At 61.6% G+C, this 2,263-nt stretch carries 2 protein-coding genes; both read left to right on the top strand.

The window, feature by feature from the left end; all coding sequences use genetic code 11:
* Nucleotides 1-133 precede the first annotated feature (133 nt).
* Nucleotides 134-1,240, top strand: a complete 1,107-nt coding sequence (dprA, locus tag ACE3OH_RS21765; protein WP_374358243.1) for a DNA-processing protein DprA — start codon at nucleotides 134-136, stop codon at nucleotides 1,238-1,240.
* 95 nt (nucleotides 1,241-1,335) lie between these two features.
* A partial coding sequence (locus ACE3OH_RS21760; protein ID WP_374358240.1) for a DNA topoisomerase occupies nucleotides 1,336-2,263 on the top strand: 928 nt, incomplete at its 3' end.

Below are 2,263 nucleotides of genomic sequence, written 5' to 3'. Positions count from 1 at the left end.
AGCGCTTGACGACCGACATTCCTGATGAGCGCTATGGTCTGGCATTCGTGTTCCGTTCCTTCGAGCGCGTGGCCTATGCGCTGATCGTGGAAGGCTCGAAATCCGTGGTGATTGGTGACGGAGTGCAGAATCCGTGAATCTGGACGCAGGGCTGGCTGCTTGGTTGCGGCTGACCCTGACGCCGGGTATCGGCGGCGAGAGCCAGAGACGGCTGCTCGCCGCGTGTGGTTTACCAGAAGCTATTTTTGCCAGCAGTGCAGCCAGCTTGCATGCGGTGATCGGCCAGCGCGCCAGCCAGTTGCTGGCTGACCCGCCGCAGGCGGCGGTCGAGCGCGCCCTGGCCTGGGCAGCAGAACCCGGCCATCACATTCTGACGCTGATCGACGCGAATTATCCGCAAATCCTGCTCGATACCCCCGACCCGCCGACGGTACTGTACGTTCTGGGTGACCCCGCCTTGTTGAACCGGCACTGCCTTGCCGTGGTGGGGAGTCGAAATGCGACACCGCAGGGGCTGCGCAATGCCCGGGAGTTTTCCGGGGCGCTGGCGCAACGAGGCTGGCACATCGTTTCCGGTCTGGCGCTGGGAATCGATACCGCAGCCCATCAAGGTGCGCTGGCTGCTGGTGGTTGCACGCTAGCGGTCATTGGTACGGGCATCGACCGTGTTTACCCGGCGCGAAATCATGAACTGGCGCAACATATCGCTTCCCGGGGGGCAATCATTTCCGAATTTCCATTGGGGACACCGGCAATTGCCGGCAACTTTCCCCGGCGCAACCGCATCATTGCCGGCATGTCGCGTGGTGTGCTGGTGATTGAGGCAGCGGTGGAGAGCGGTTCGCTGATTACAGCCCGGCTGGCAGGAGAGGTCGGGCGTGAGGTATTTGCCATCCCTGGTTCCATCCATTCGCCGCAGGCGCGTGGCTGCCACCGCCTGATTCGCGAAGGCGCCAAGCTGGTGGAAACCGCTGCGCATGTCGAGGAAGAATTGCGCCCGGTGCTTGGCGCTGCCCTGCCGTCAGCATCCGGACTGACTGCTGTCGAGCCGCCAGCAACGGCAGCAGGCATCGATGAATCGCCGCTCATGGCTTTGCTCGGACACGAACCGGTCAGCCTTGATGAACTGGTGGCCAGTACGGGCCTCAATACTGACGAGATACTGGCAACCCTGCTTGATTTCGAACTGAATGGTCAGATTGCCTCCCTGCCGGGGAATCGCTACCAGCGTCTGGTTTGATCTGGCGGCACTGTGAATCTGGCGGGCTGCAAATTCAGCCCTTGCAAGCGCCCAACACCCCACTTATCATCCCCGGCACCTTACAGGGCGACCCCATGAGCAAAAAACTGATCATTGCCGAAAAACCCTCTGTTGCCAGCGACATCGCCAAGGCACTGGGCGGGTTTACCAAACACGACGACTATTTCGAATCCGAAAGCTACGTGCTGTCTTCGGCTGTCGGCCACTTGCTCGAACTGGCCTGCCCGGAAGAGTTTGAAGTCAAACGCGGCAAATGGTCGTTTGCCCATTTGCCGGTCATTCCGCCCCATTTTGCACTCAACCCCATTGAAAAAAGCGCAGCCCGTCTGCGTGTGGTCAACAAACTGATCAAGCGCAAGGACGTTGATGGCCTGATCAACGCGTGTGACGCGGGCCGCGAGGGTGAGCTGATCTTCAATTACATTGTCCAGCATGCCAAGGTTGGCAAACCGGTGCAGCGGCTGTGGCTGCAGTCGATGACGCCGCAGGCGATTCGCGACGGTTTCGCGCGGCTGCGCCCAGGTAGCGAAATGCAGGGGCTGGCCGACGCCGCCGTCTGCCGTTCCGAATCCGACTGGCTGGTCGGCATCAACGGCACCCGGGCGATGACCGCCTTCAATTCGAAGACCGGCGGCTTCCATCTGACCACGGTCGGTCGCGTACAGACGCCGACGCTGGCCATCGTCGTCGAGCGCGAGCGCAAGATTCGTGACTTCAAGCCGCGCGATTACTGGGAAGTCGAAGCTGAATTTGCCGCCAAGGCCGGCAATTACACCGGCAAATGGTTCGACGAAGGCTTCAAGGGCAAGCAGGAGGACGAGCATGCCCGCGCCGACCGTCTGTGGGAAGTCGCCCGTGCCGAGGCGATCAAGGCGGCGACTTCGGGCAAGCCCGGCATCGTCAGCGAGGAAGCCAAACCGGAAACCCGCCTGTCGCCGCTGCTGTTTGACCTGACCAGCCTGCAGCGCGAGGCCAACGCCCGTTTCGGCTTCTCGGCCAAAA

It is taken from the genome of Chitinimonas sp., assembly GCF_041904975.1.
In the GTDB taxonomy this organism is placed as follows: Bacteria; Pseudomonadota; Gammaproteobacteria; order Burkholderiales; family Chitinimonadaceae; genus Chitinimonas.
The sequence above is the reverse complement of the archived record's forward strand: the minus strand, read 5'-3'. Positions and strand labels throughout refer to the sequence as shown.